This is a genomic window from Laedolimicola intestinihominis (assembly GCF_040096155.1).
Taxonomy (GTDB): domain Bacteria; phylum Bacillota; class Clostridia; order Lachnospirales; family Lachnospiraceae; genus Laedolimicola; species Laedolimicola intestinihominis.
Genome location: NZ_JBBMFE010000018.1, coordinates 54,059 through 67,371 on the forward strand (window position 1 = coordinate 54,059; position 13,313 = coordinate 67,371).

A 13,313-nucleotide genomic window follows, 5' to 3' on the forward strand; every position below is an offset into this window, starting at 1 on the left:
CCTTTCAAAAGGGCCTGTCCTTTTTGCTCTACAGGAAACACCGTGTTACGTTAAAAATAACGGACAGATAGCTGGGATTGTGTATTGGGTTTTGACTGAAAATCTGTAATAATATATAGTTAGCATAGAATAACCTGCTGAAAATGAAGCTGCAGATGGAGAATACGATGGAGATAAAGACAGGAAAATGGAAGCGCTCACCCTACCGGCTGCTTCGCTATGGAGCGCTGGTGCTGGGCGCGATTCTGTTAATGTGCGTCTACAAACACATTTATACGGAATACAAGGACAGAGATGTCCAGATCCTGGCTTCTTGCGTGGAGGCTGGACGGGAATTGAAGCTGGATGTGTTCCACATCGGCAATCGGGATGTAAAAAGCTGCGTCTGGTATGCGGGAAGCGAAGAGCGGCTGCGGGAGAAAAAGCTGTGCGGTTATACGCCGACGGCGGAGGATGTGGAGCAGTTTATCCGGGTGGAGGTGACGTTGAAGAATGGCAGCGTCTATGAGGATTCCAGGTATTTCAGTGTGCTTCCTGTTCTGTCCCTGAATAGTGATACGGCTTATGAAGAGGTGGAAAAGGAGACAGACACAGCGGTGGAAGTGAGTCTGGAAGGCCCAGGTTATTCCCCGGAAGAGCTTTACCAGGGAACCGGAACCATTCACCTGCGGGGAAACAGTACGGCAGAGCTGCCGAAGAGACCCTTCAAGCTTCATCTGGATGAAAAAAGCGGACTGTTGGGAATGGGAGAAAAGCGCCACTGGGTACTTTTGGCCAATGCCATTGATTCCACGCTGCTGCGGGATCAGCTGGCCTATGGCCTGTCTGCCGATCTGGGAGCGGAGTACTTCATGGATTCCCGGCAGGTGACCCTGATTTACAATGGGGAATATTATGGAGTCTATCAGCTCTGTGAACAGATTCGTGTGGGGAAGAATCGGATCGATATCTATAACTGGAGAGAACTGGCGGAACAGATCGCAAAGGGAATCGCAAAGGATCTGAATATTGCGGGGCAGGACGCGGCGGCTTATCGGGAGGAATTCCGAAATGTCCTGCAGGAGGAGCTGGAGCGGGATATGTCCTGGATTGATACGGGCGTGTTTGAGTCAGCCGGTCTGGCGGACTGGAACGCGGCGAACGGCACAGATTATCCCACCCGATTTACCGTCACAGACTATCTGGACGGAGAAAAAATTCCTGAGCCCACAGGCGGCGTGCTTCTGGAGCTGGATTCCAGAAACCGCCACAGTACGCTTACGACGGCCTACCATGAGCCTATTGGATTTGCAGATCCGGAGAATGGGGAGACCAGTAAAACCCTGCGCGCGGAGATAGGCAGACAGATCCAGACGCTGGAATACGCCCTTCATTCTTCCGATTTTTGTTATCACGATTCTGATATCCACTACGAAGTGGCGGAGGAAGGATACTGCAATTATGCGAATCAGTTCGCGCGGGAAGGCGTTTCCTATAAAGAACGGGAATATCAGGACAGTGAAAATGACGGAAAGCATTATTCGGAACTGATAGATATGGATTCCCTTCTGACGAATTTTCTGATCTGCGAATTTACCATGAACTGGGACGCCATGAAGAACAGCGTATATCTGTATAAGGATCTGGAGGGTCTCTGGTCCCTGGGACCGGCCTGGGATTACGACTGGGGCTGGGGCAACAGTATGTACACACTGAACACCTGGTATACAAAAGAGTGGTGTACCACCAGCGCCTACTATGCCAACGAGGCTTACTACCAGACAGTACAATGGAACCGCTATCTGATCCGGGATCCTTATTTTCTGATGTTGCTTTGGGAAAAGTATCAGGCAATAAGGGAAACCGTGCTGGAGGAGCTGATCCGGGACGGCGGAACCATCGATCAGTATGCGGAAAAATTACGTCCGGCAGCGAAGGCCAACGACGCCCGCTGGGGCGGCTGCATGGGGACCTTCGAGGGTCAGAAATTTGACGAGGGAATTACGGAGCTCAAGCGCTTTATGAAGGAACGGCTGTCCTGGATGGATGAGCAGTTCGTGTCTGTGGAAAGCCTGCGGAAATCCTTCGGATATTATGCCAATTCCAGCCTGACCTGGATATCGGAAGTGGATCAGGCGTCCGAACGGGGAAAGGTACGGATTGTAGTGGAGACAGAGGTGCCGGAAGGTACGGCGGTGTCCCTGCAGGTAAATGGCACAAACTTTTATACGGCGTCCCTTGAGGATGGGAAAGTTGTGTTTGAAGTTCCAAACGCGGCGCTTCGCTCCGGCGGCAATGTGGCGCAGGCCCGGCTTAAGGGAGCGGACGGGGAATGGCTTGTGAACCCGGATGGAACGACGGAGGGAGACTATACAAACGCCATTTCCAATTACGCCTATTTTGTTAAATAAAGGTAAAAAAATACAGATAAATTTTCGATAACTTTTACAGCGCCGTTTCTTGACGGCGCTTCTTTTCAGGTGTTATAATGGGCGGGTAAAATGGAAAAGATAGAGAAAAGAAAACAGGAGTGAGAAGAAGATGACCATGAAATTAAGAAAAACGAAAATTATCTGTACTCTGGGACCTGCCTCCGAATCCGAAGAAGTGATTCGCGAACTGATGCTGGCAGGCATGAACGTAGCAAGACTGAATTTCTCCCATGGAACCCATGAGGAGCAGAGAGGAAAGCTGGAGCGTGTAAAGAAGGTCCGGGAAGAGCTGGGGCTGCCTGTTGCATTGCTTCTGGATACAAAGGGACCGGAGATCCGGACCGGCGAATTTGAAAAAGGAAAGGTAGAGCTGAAGAAGGGACAGACCTTCGTGCTGACCACCGAGGATGTGCTTGGAAATGAAGGAAAGGTCTCCATTACCTACAAAAACCTGGTAAAAGACGTACAGGAAGGCGATTCCATCCTAATCGACGACGGTCTCATTGGCCTGAAGGTTGTAAAGGTGACCGAGAAAGAGATCATCTGCAGCGTGGAGAACGGTGGAACCGTTTCCAATAAGAAGGGTATCAATGTGCCGGGCGTCGAGCTGAAGATGCCGTTTATCAGCAAAAAGGATAAGGACGATATTCTGTTTGCGGTGAAAGAGGGCTTTGATTACATCGCTGCTTCCTTCACCCGGACTGCCGACGATATTCTGGAGATCCGCCGGATCCTGGAAGAGAACAACTGTAATTTCATCAAGATCATTGCCAAGGTGGAAAATGATCAGGGTATTAAAAATGTGGACGAGATCCTGCGCGTGGCCGACGGCGTCATGATTGCCCGCGGCGACATGGGCGTGGAGATTCCCTTAGAAGAGGTGCCGAGTATCCAGAAGAAGCTGATCCGCAAGGCCTTTGAGACAGGCAAGCCGATTATCACTGCCACCCAGATGCTGGATTCCATGATGAAGAATCCGCGCCCAACCCGTGCGGAGACCTCTGACGTGGCCAACGCCATTTACCAGGGTACCAGTGCCATTATGCTGTCCGGCGAGACTGCTTCCGGCCAGTATCCGGTAGAGGCCCTGAAGACCATGGTGAAGATTGCCCTGCGTACCGAGGCGGATATTGATTATGACGAGCGTTTCAAGCGCCGGAGCATCGAAGATCGTACGGATATCACCAACGCCGTTTCCCATGCGACCTGCACCACAGCCGTGGATCTGCACGCGTCGGCGATTATCACAGTCACCAAGTCCGGCCGTACGGTGGGAATGGTAGCCAAGCATCATCCGGGCTGCATGATCATCGGCTGCTGTATGGATGATTACGTATGCCGTCAGCTGAACCTGTACTGGGGCGTACAGCCGCTGCTTCTCCCGAAGGAGGAGGATGCGGACGCTCTGTTCAACAGCGCGGTGGCTGCCGCAGAGGAGGCCGGTCTGGTATCCAGAGGTGATCTGACGGTTCTGACCGCGGGCGTACCCCTTGGCGTGACCGGAACCACGAACCTGATCAAGGTACAGGTAGCGGGTAGGATTCTGGTCAAAGGTAAGGGCTATACCAAGAAGAAGGTCTGCGGCCCTATCTGTGTGGCGAAGGACGCAGAGGAATTGAAGAAAAATTTCGCGGCCGGCGATATCGTCGTTGTACCGGAGACTACCAATGAGATGCTGCCGGAGCTCAAAAGCGCCCAGGCAGTCATTGCGGAGCATGGCGGAAGCAATTCCCATGCGGCCATCGTAGGCCTGACCCTGGATATTCCGGTTATAGTGAACGCGGCCAACGCGACGGAAATACTGAAGAGCGGAGCTGTGGTACAGGTGGATGCGGAGACCGGAACCGTTTCCAGCAACAGCTAGGAGGAAAATTCATGGCGGAACTGACACCCATGATGCAGCAGTACCTGAAGACCAAGGAGCAATACAAGGACTGCATACTATTCTATCGTCTGGGCGATTTTTATGAAATGTTTTTTGACGACGCGAAGATTGCGTCCCGGGAACTGGAACTGACATTAACAGGAAAGAGTTGTGGATTGGAGGAACGCGCACCTATGTGTGGCGTTCCTTATCATGCTGTAGAGGGATACTTAAACCGGCTGGTGTCCAGAGGCTATAAGGTGGCCATCTGCGAGCAAATAGAGGATCCGAAGGAAGCCAGGGGCCTGGTGGCCCGGGATGTGGTGCGCATCGTGACGCCGGGTACAAACTTAAGCACCGCCGATGAGACGAAGAATAATTATCTGATGTGTATCGTTTATCTGTCCGATCGTTACGGGATTTCCACAGCGGACATTACCACCGGCGATTATCTGGTGACCGAGGTGGATTCAGAGCGGAAGCTTTTGGATGAGATCAATAAATTTGCCCCTGCGGAGATCATCTGCAACGAGGCATTTTCCATGAGCGGCGTGGACCTGGAGGATCTGAAGTTCCGTCTGAATATCGCCCTTTACCCGTTGGAGTCATGGTATTTTGACGACGAATTATGTAAAAATACCCTGTTGGAGCATTTTCAGGCAGCAAATCTTGCGGGACTTGGCCTTACAGATTTAAGCTGCGGTATGATCGCAGCGGGCGCTCTGTTGAAATACCTTTATGAGACCCAGAAGCAGCCCCTGACCCATATGACCCACCTTAAGACCTATACCATCGGCAAATACATGATCATCGACAGCTCCAGCCGGAGAAATCTGGAGCTGACAGAGACCCTGCGGGAAAAGCTGAAGCGGGGCTCGCTTCTGTGGGTGCTGGATAAGACAAAGACCGCCATGGGGGCCAGAACCCTTCGGGGCATGGTGGAGCAGCCTCTCATTGACCGGGCGGAGATCGAGAAGCGCCATGCGGCTATCGAGGAGCTGAATCAGCATGTAATCAGTCGGGAAGAGCTGCGGGAATACCTGAATCCCATCTATGATCTGGAGCGTCTGATTGGCCGTATCAGTTATAAGACAGCCAATCCCAGAGATATGATTGCGTTCCGGACATCTCTGGAAATGCTGCCCCATATCCACACATTACTGGAAGATTTTTCCTCTCCGCTTCTCTGTGAGCTGCGAGAGGATCTGGATACGCTGACGGATATCCAGGCTATGATTGAAAAAGCTATTCAGGAGGATCCGCCCATCTCCATCCGGGACGGCGACATCATCAAGGACGGCTATCATGAGGATGTGGATCGCTTCCGGAAGGCCAAGACTGAGGGCAAGAGCTGGCTGGCAAAGCTGGAGGCCCAGGAGCGGGACAAGACAGGTATCAAAAATCTGAAAATCAAGTACAATAAAGTATTTGGTTATTATCTGGAGGTCACCAACTCCTACAAGGATATGGTTCCCGGGACCTGGATGCGCAAGCAGACCCTGACCAACGCGGAGCGCTATATTACGCCGGAGCTGAAGGAGCTGGAGGATACGATTCTGGGGGCCGAAGAGAAGCTGACAGCTCTGGAATACGGCCTGTTCTGCGAGCTGCGGGACAACATTGCTTCCCAGGTGCTGCGGATTCAGAAGACTGCCAAGGCTGTGGCCATGGTGGATGTGTTCGCGTCCCTGGCCTTCGTGGCGGAGCGGAATCATTTTGTACGCCCGAAGATGAACGAAAAGGGAATCATCGACATCAAGGGCGGCCGCCATCCGGTGGTGGAGCAGATGATCGATAACGACATGTTCATTCCCAACGATACATATCTCGATAATAACGCCAAACGAATTTCCATCATCACCGGCCCGAATATGGCCGGAAAATCCACCTACATGCGCCAGGCGGCCCTCATCGTGCTGATGGCTCAGATCGGCAGCTTCGTTCCGGCGGACAGCGCGAAGATCGGCGTCGTAGATCGGATTTTCACCCGTGTGGGCGCTTCCGACGACCTGGCTTCCGGACAGAGTACTTTTATGGTGGAAATGACAGAGGTGGCGAATATCTTACGGAACGCCACCGGCAACAGCCTTCTGATTCTCGACGAGATCGGAAGGGGAACCAGCACCTTCGACGGCCTGGCCATCGCCTGGGCGGTCATTGAATACATCAGCAATCCGAAGATTCTCGGGGCCAAGACCCTGTTCGCCACCCATTACCATGAGCTGACTGAGCTGGAGGGCTCCCTGGCGGGCGTGAATAACTACTGCATCGCCGTCAAGGAAAAGGGCGACGACATTGTGTTCCTGCGGAAAATCATCCGGGGCGGCGCGGACAAAAGCTACGGCATTCAGGTGGCCAAGCTGGCAGGCGTGCCCGAGCCGGTCATTGCCCGGGCAAAGGAGCTGGTGGAGGAGTTAAGCGAAGCGGATATTTCTCTGAAGCCGAAGGCCCTGCCGGTAGAAATGAGCATGGAGTCCGAGCAGATCTCCCTTTTCGATACGGTGAAGGACGACGATATCATTACCGAGATCCGGGACATGGATCTGGGTAATATGACGCCGCTGGACGCGCTCAATACCATCTATCGGCTGCAGAACAAGATTAAGAACAGGTGGTGATCGGATGGCAAATATTCAGGTACTGGATCAGAAAACAATCGATCAGATCGCGGCGGGAGAGGTCATCGAACGGCCCTCCTCCGTGGTCAAGGAGCTTGTGGAAAATTCCATCGACGCGGGGGCTACGGCGGTCACGGTGGAAATCCGGGACGGCGGCACCTCCTTTATCCGGGTGACTGACAATGGAAGCGGCATCGACCGCGACCAGGTGGCAGTTGCCTTTTTGCGCCATTCCACCAGTAAAATCCGGGTGGTGGAGGATCTGTTTCATGTGGCTTCTCTGGGATTCCGTGGTGAGGCCTTGTCTAGTATCGCGTCCATCGCCATGGTGGAGCTGATTACGAAGACCAGGGACGCGGACGCTGGCGTGCGCTATGTCATCGAGGGCGGCGCGGAGAAGAAGCTGGAGGATATGGCTGCGCCGGACGGCACCACCTTTCTGGTGCGGAGTCTCTTTTATAACACCCCGGCCAGGCGGAAGTTTCTAAAGTCCCCCATGACCGAGGCCGGTTATATCAGCGATCTGATGGAGCGTCTGGCTCTGTCCCGTCCTGACATTTCCTTCCAGTTCATCAACAATGGACAGACAAAGCTTCACACCTCGGGCAATCATAACCTGAAGGATGTGATTTACCATATCTATGGCCGGGAGATCGCGGCCAATCTGGCGGAGATCGACGCAGAGCAGGGGCCGGTGCGGATTACGGGCTTTATCGGGAAACCGGCGGTGTCCAGGGGAAACAGAGGCTTTGAGAACTATTTTATCAATGGAAGATATATTAAGAGTAATGTGATCGCCCGGGGCATCGAAGAGGGCTATCGGACCTTCATGATGCAGCATAAGTACCCGTTTACGGCGCTGCATTTTACGATAGACGGCGGGCTCCTGGATGTGAATGTGCATCCGACGAAGATGGAGTTACGATTCTCGAACCAGGAGCAGCTGTACCGGTTCGTGAGAGAAACGGTGCATCAGGGGCTTATGGGACGGGAGCTGATTCCGGAGGTGAAGCTTAACGAAGACGAGCCTGTGAAGAAGGCGGAAGATAAGCCCCAACAGCCTCAGGCAGCGCCGACCCCGCAGGAGCGGAATCTGGAATACTTTATGGAGCAGATGCGCAAGCGTGTGAACGCGGAGTTTGAGGAGAAGAAGGCAGCGAAGCAAGTAGAAGCGAGGCCAGTGCTGAAGGATGATCCGATCTTCAGCAATGAGGAGCTGGCGATGCTGGAGCCAAAGATAGAAAAACGGCAGCAGGAACAGCCGGTGGTACAGGCGGAAGAGAAAACACCTGTACCGGAGTGTGCTGTGGAGCCGGGGATTCTGCGGGAGGATGGCGTGTACCGGGTGACTCGGATAGAGAAGGCCCCGGACACAGCATATGAGCAGCAGGATCTCTTCGACCACCGACTCCTGAATCCCAAGACAAAATCCGACATTATCATCATTGGTCAGTTATTTGAAACTTACTGGCTGGTACAGTTCGAAGATAAATTTTACATGATTGATCAGCATGCAGCCCACGAAAAGATTCTGTACGAGCGGACGGTCAAAACGCTGGCGAACAAGGAGATCACGTCTCAGATGGTCAGCCCGCCCCTGATCCTGACCCTGAATATGCAGGAGGCGGCGAAGCTTGCCGAATATCAGGACTATTTTCAGGAGCTGGGCTTCGAGATCGAGCCCTTTGGCGGCAAGGAATACGCGGTCAGCGCAGTTCCGGCCAATCTGTACGGGCTGGCGGAAAAAGACTTATTCATGGAGCTCTTAGACGATCTGGAATACGTCAGCGGAAAAAACACCGAGATGATTCTGGATAAGATCGCTTCCATGTCCTGCAAGGCTGCAGTCAAGGGCAACCAGCGTCTGTCCACGGCGGAGGCGAAGGAGCTGATCGAGGAGCTTCTGACACTGGATAATCCTTATAACTGCCCCCATGGACGGCCTACGATTATCTCCATGTCGAAGCAGGAGATTGAAAGGAAATTCAAGCGAATCGTGTAAAGATGGAAAAGATAGTAGTGTGATGTGACGGTAGTCTTAGAAGAAGCATTTACGGAGATAGAAGAGAAGCGTACAGACGCAAAAGGAGGATGGACCTGTGAAGGGAGAAAATGCGGGAACCCCTGCGGTTTCTATTATTATTCCTGTATATAATGCGGAAAACTTCCTGGCCCGCTGTGTAGACAGCGTGCTGGGGCAGGAATATACAGACTTTGAATTGCTGCTCATCGATGATGGAAGTAAAGACAAATCCGGAGCCATGTGTGACGCTTACGCAGCGTCTGATTCCCGCGTGCGTGTCTTCCACAAGGAAAACGCCGGCGTCTCAGCGGCCCGAAATCAGGCCCTGTCCGAGGCCCGGGGAACTTACATTCAGTTTCTGGACAGCGACGACTGGATGACGCCCGATTCCACCAAGCTTCTGGTGCGGGCGGCGGAAGAGGGAAGCTGTGATCTGGTCATTGCGGATTTCTACCGGGTGGTCGGCGAGCGGGTATCCCGGAAAGGTGATATCGAGGAAGAGGGAGTCATGAGCCCTGAAGAGTTTGCGGCCCATATGATGGAGAGCCCGGCGGATTACTATTACGGCGTGCTCTGGAATAAGCTGTATCGCCGTTCCATTATTGAGGAACATGCCCTTCGCATGAATGCGGAAATCAGCTGGTGCGAGGACTTTATGTTCAACCTGGAATACATCCGTTTCGCGGAGCGCATCACGGCTCTGCACGCGCCTATTTACTATTATGTGAAGCGCAAGGGTTCGCTGGTCACCACCCAGGGAACCAGCCTGACCAAGACCATTCAGATGAAGCTGGGCGTCTTTGAGTACTATCACAACTTTTACAAGCATGTGTGGGACGAGGAGGAATACGAGAAAAACCGTCTGCAGCTCTACCGTTTTCTGGTGGACGCGGCCAGCGACGGCCTGGTGGGCATTCCGCTGCTGCCCGGTACCAAGAAGCTGGGCGACGAGCGGGCAGGCGTCAGCGCGTCGGCACTGGCAGGAGAGGGCATGCTCTCCGAGCTCTACCGGGAGCGAAAGCTGATGCAGCGATACCTGGAGGTGGCTGCTCTGAAAAATGACCTGACGCCGTCCGAAGCCTATCTGCTTCTGTGCCTGAGCCATCTGAGTGACACGGTGAATAAAAAAGAGCTGGCTGATTTCGCAGACGTGAGTCGAAGCGCTCTGGCCATGCAGCTTCAGAAGCTGGTGCTGCGGGGGCTGATTAAGGTGGAGGATATTTCGAATCCGAAGCCTATGCGCCAGAAGAAAGCAAAAGGGATAGTAAAGGACGACGCCTCACGCAAACCTCAGGAAAAGCGGGCGCGGATCATGTTCCAACCCGAAGCAGAACCCATTTTGCGGGAACTGGCTACGGTTCAGCGAGACTATGACGAGGCAAGGTTCGCAGGCTTCGAGGAAGAGGACCTGATTCAGTACGCCCGCCTGACCGAGAAAATGAAGCGGAACATGCAGAAAGTGCTTGCGCCTATACACTAGAGTAAAAAAATGGAAGATAGAAGCAGATTCCATTTTTCAGAATAGACAAGGGGGAATCCACATGACCAAGAAAAAGCCGAAGGCCACCAACTGCGAGATGTGCGGCAACTACGTCTACGACGACGATTACGGCTACTACGTCTGTGAAATGGACCTAGACGAGGACGAAATGCGCCTCTTCATCCAGGGCAGCTTCCACGGCTGTCCCTATTTCCAGTACGGGGACGAATATCGGATCGTAAGACATCAGATGTAAAGGAGAGGATAGACATGGAAAAATCAAAGGTGTATTTTACAGACTTCCGGGCACGTACAGGGGAAGGGCTTCCGGCGAAGCTGAAGCGGCTGATGAAAAAAGCTGGCTTTGCCTCCATGGATATGGAGGGAAAATTCGTAGCCATCAAAATGCATTTTGGCGAGCTGGGAAATATCAGCTATTTGCGGCCCAATTACGCCAAGGCGGTGGCAGACATGGTAAAGGAGGCGGGCGGAATCCCCTTCCTGACCGATTGCAATACCCTGTATCCGGGCAGCCGTAAGAACGCCATCGAGCATATGTACTGCGCCTGGGAAAACGGATTTACACCCATGACGGTAGGCTGTCCGGTGATTATCGGAGACGGTCTTAAGGGAACCGACGACATCGCGGTTCCGGTCAAGGGCGGCACTTACATCAAAGAAGCGAAAATCGGCCGCGCCATCATGGATGCGGACATATTCATCAGCCTGACACATTTTAAGGGCCATGAGACCACCGGCTTCGGCGGTACCATTAAAAACATCGGCATGGGCTGCGGCTCCCGGGCCGGCAAGAAGGATCAGCATTCCAATGGAAAACCGACCATTGACACGGAGGTCTGTCGCGGCTGCAAGCGCTGTATGCGGGAATGCGCGAATCAGGGTCTGGAGTTCGATGAAACTACAAAAAAGATGCACGTAAACGCGGAAAACTGCGTGGGCTGCGGCCGGTGCCTGGGCGCCTGTAACTTCGACGCTATCCGGTTTGTCAACGACGCGGCTACGAAGGAGCTGAACTGCCGTATGGTAGAATATGCCAAAGCGGTGGTAGACGGCCGTCCCAACTTCCATATTTCCCTGATCGTGGATGTGTCTCCTTACTGCGATTGCCATGGGGAAAATGATGCGCCGATACTGCCCAACGTGGGAATGCTGGCCTCCTTTGACCCGCTGGCCCTTGACCAGGCCTGCGCGGATCTGTGCTTAAAGCAGCAGCCCCTTCCCAACAGCGTACTTTCCGACAACATGAAGAAGGCAGACTTCTGCGATCATCACGACCATTTCGAAAATACGACGGTAGACTCCGAGTACAAAAGCTGCCTGGAACATGGCGAAGAGATAGGCCTGGGAAGCAGGGAGTATGAGCTGATAGAGATGTGATACCATTGAGTGGAAATAAATATTTAGTGTTTTCCGAATCCTGAAAAGCGTTGGTAATACAGCGTTTTTCAGGATTTTTCTTTTTTAGTGGCTACAAATTGGCTACATTTGCAGCGATTTTCGTAGCCAGAGGCTCATGGCGTGATGCCGTCAAGCTGTCTGGCTACCTCCACCAACAGGCTGGCGTGGCTGTGACGAATGTCGTGCACCCGGATGCGCTTTACCCCCGATGCCTTGCAGCCATACTCCATTTCGTGATACAGAAAGCTCTTGGTGTAGGGAAAGAGCCTGTCGTCCTTTTGCAGCCCGTAGCAATGGGACATATACTCCTGCAAACAGTTGCAAAGACCGTCGGGAATGGGGATAGTGCGGATGCTTTTCGGCGTTTTCGGAGTGGTGATAATATCCTCTCTCCCGGATCCCCGTGTAGTACATGGTCATAAATACCGTGTAGCTGGCAGACCGGTCTTTCATGACCTCAATGAAGGTTTGAAACTCCTGCTTTGTCCAGAACAGCATCTCATCGGCGTGCTTCTTGCCCATGCTCCCCGCCTTGTGGCAGGGTTTTTCTTTTTTCTTGAAGAAAGGCGTTACCTTCAGGTCGCACCTTGCCGTCTGCAAGCTGACGGACGTAGAACCGGACACGGGCTGCAAGGAATTTGAGATTGAAAAGGGTTTTAGGGCTTCGTTGATTGTTGTGTTGGCAACTCCACCGCAATGGTAGTGCCCTTCTCCGAACTTTTCTCTACCCAAACGGAGCCGCCGTGGAGGTCGGCGATCTCCCATACCAGTGAGAGCCCCAGTCCTGCGCCACCGTATTCCCGGCTGCGAGACTTGTCCACCCGGAAGAAGGGCTGGAAGATACTGCGCTGATACACCTCCGGGATGCCGAAGCCAGTGTCGGAGACGCAGAGCAGGAGCTTTTCCAACTCCTGAGTGACAGAAACCTGTACCGAGCCGCCCGGCCGGTTGTACTTGACAGCATTCTCCGTCAGGTTGAAGATCAGCCGGTAGATCAGTGCATCGCTGCCGGTCATAATGCCGTCGCCCTCCGCCGTCAGCGTGACGCCGAGCTTATCTGAGAGCGGCGCAAGATCTGTGAAGATCTCCTCGATCATGGGAGCGAGCTGGATCCGCTCGTTCCGCGCCACCTGCCGCAGATTGCTCATCTCCAGCAGTGTCCTGGTCATTTGTATCAGCCGTTCCATCTGCTCACGCAAAAGCGTGAGGAACTCTGCCGTCTCCGGTCGCACATCAGGATGCTCTGCGGAAAACAGCTCCAACTGCGCCTGCATTAGTGCCAGTGGCGTGCGCAGCTCGTGGGCGGCGTTGCCGGTGAACTGTCGCTGGGCGGAAAAGGCGTTGTTCAGCCGCTCCAGCATCTGGTTGAACGAGCGGCTCAGCTGCCGGAACTCCGAAATAGCGTCTTCATCGATCCTCATATCGGCAAGATTGTTCAGCTGCACCTGCTCCACCTGCGAGGTAAAGCTGCGCAGGGGCTTGAGAGCGCGTCCGCTGA

9 protein-coding genes are annotated in these 13,313 nt (G+C 53.4%); 7 read left to right on the forward strand and 2 right to left on the reverse strand.

Going from position 1 to position 13,313, the window contains the following annotated elements:
* The first annotated feature begins 167 nt into the window (after window positions 1-167).
* The 7 genes from WMO29_RS15185 (at window position 168) to WMO29_RS15215 (ending at window position 11,794) form a co-directional block, all read left to right on the forward strand.
* Entirely contained in the window at window positions 168-2,390 is a 2,223-nt protein-coding gene (locus WMO29_RS15185; protein WP_349165353.1) for a CotH kinase family protein, read from the forward strand.
* A 136-nt stretch (window positions 2,391-2,526) separates the two neighbouring features.
* Window positions 2,527-4,275 (forward strand): pyruvate kinase, encoded by a 1,749-nt coding sequence (pyk, locus tag WMO29_RS15190; RefSeq protein ID WP_349165361.1) that lies wholly within the window; start codon window positions 2,527-2,529, stop codon window positions 4,273-4,275.
* Between the two features lie 11 nt (window positions 4,276-4,286).
* Window positions 4,287-6,893 (forward strand): DNA mismatch repair protein MutS, encoded by a 2,607-nt coding sequence (gene mutS / locus WMO29_RS15195; protein WP_349165354.1) that lies wholly within the window; start codon window positions 4,287-4,289, stop codon window positions 6,891-6,893.
* A 4-nt stretch (window positions 6,894-6,897) separates the two neighbouring features.
* Window positions 6,898-8,895 carry a DNA mismatch repair endonuclease MutL gene (gene mutL, locus WMO29_RS15200; RefSeq protein WP_349165355.1) on the forward strand — a complete coding sequence of 666 codons (1,998 nt, stop codon included), beginning with the start codon at window positions 6,898-6,900 and terminating at the stop codon, window positions 8,893-8,895.
* Between the two features lie 97 nt (window positions 8,896-8,992).
* Window positions 8,993-10,396, forward strand: a complete 1,404-nt coding sequence (locus WMO29_RS15205; RefSeq protein WP_349165356.1) for a glycosyltransferase — start codon at window positions 8,993-8,995, stop codon at window positions 10,394-10,396.
* Between the two features lie 61 nt (window positions 10,397-10,457).
* The gene (locus WMO29_RS15210) at window positions 10,458-10,652 is read left to right on the forward strand and encodes a DUF6472 family protein (RefSeq protein ID WP_178039742.1); all 195 of its coding nucleotides are present in this window, start codon (window positions 10,458-10,460) and stop codon (window positions 10,650-10,652) included.
* A 14-nt stretch (window positions 10,653-10,666) separates the two neighbouring features.
* A complete protein-coding gene (locus tag WMO29_RS15215; RefSeq protein WP_349165357.1) occupies window positions 10,667-11,794 on the forward strand; it encodes a DUF362 domain-containing protein in 1,128 nt (375 codons plus the stop codon).
* A gap of 134 nt (window positions 11,795-11,928) precedes the next feature.
* Here WMO29_RS15215 and WMO29_RS15220 read toward each other — a convergent pair whose 3' ends face one another.
* Both WMO29_RS15220 and WMO29_RS15225 read right to left on the reverse strand, forming a co-directional pair.
* Window positions 11,929-12,129: a hypothetical protein gene (locus tag WMO29_RS15220; RefSeq protein WP_349165358.1), complete on the reverse strand. Its 201-nt coding sequence runs from the start codon at window positions 12,127-12,129 to the stop codon at window positions 11,929-11,931.
* A gap of 342 nt (window positions 12,130-12,471) precedes the next feature.
* The coding region (locus WMO29_RS15225; RefSeq protein ID WP_349165359.1) for a sensor histidine kinase at window positions 12,472-13,313 on the reverse strand (842 nt) is incomplete at its 5' end.

What these genes read in the sequence shown, in the direction of transcription:
- WMO29_RS15185 (WP_349165353.1), top strand. Translation starts at nt 168, where the DNA reads ATGGAGATAAAGACAGGAAAATGGAAGCGCTCACCCTACCGGCTGCTT.
- mutS (WP_349165354.1), top strand. Translation starts at nt 4,287, where the DNA reads ATGGCGGAACTGACACCCATGATGCAGCAGTACCTGAAGACCAAGGAG.
- pyk (WP_349165361.1), top strand. Translation starts at nt 2,527, where the DNA reads ATGAAATTAAGAAAAACGAAAATTATCTGTACTCTGGGACCTGCCTCC.
- WMO29_RS15210 (WP_178039742.1), top strand. Translation starts at nt 10,458, where the DNA reads ATGACCAAGAAAAAGCCGAAGGCCACCAACTGCGAGATGTGCGGCAAC.
- WMO29_RS15215 (WP_349165357.1), top strand. Translation starts at nt 10,667, where the DNA reads ATGGAAAAATCAAAGGTGTATTTTACAGACTTCCGGGCACGTACAGGG.
- mutL (WP_349165355.1), top strand. Translation starts at nt 6,898, where the DNA reads ATGGCAAATATTCAGGTACTGGATCAGAAAACAATCGATCAGATCGCG.